This is a genomic window from Polaribacter sargassicola (genome assembly GCF_021991835.1).
Lineage (GTDB): Bacteria > Bacteroidota > Bacteroidia > Flavobacteriales > Flavobacteriaceae > Polaribacter > Polaribacter sargassicola.
The window spans coordinates 1-300 of the sequence record NZ_JAHDAU010000173.1 but is presented as its reverse complement, the minus strand read 5'-3'; the positions used below and the strand labels follow the sequence as shown (position 1 = coordinate 300).

The 300-nt window shown below is 72.0% G+C and carries 1 pseudogene; it reads right to left on the bottom strand.

The features are described from left to right. Positions 1 to 300 (bottom strand): annotated as a pseudogene (locus KI686_RS16365) (hypothetical protein); the annotation flags it as partial.

The window sequence follows — 300 nt, the reverse complement described above, 5'->3', positions numbered from 1 at the left end:
CAGCGCGGCTCGCACCGGCAGATACACCAGGGGGAAGTACGACAGGGTCGACAGCAGGACCCCCGAGCCGAGACCGGCGAGCGAGGGGATGGCGGACACCCATGCGTAGGAGTTGACGAAGGCGGGAATCGCGAGCGGCATCGCGAGCACGGCGCCCCAGAAGCCCGCACCGGCCAGCGCGGTGCGCTCCACCAGCCATGCTCCGCCCACCCCGAGCACAGCGGACAGCGGAACGGCCAGCGCGACGAGCAGCACCGTGTTGCCGAGAAGCTCGCCGACCCGGGGGCGGAGGATCAGGGC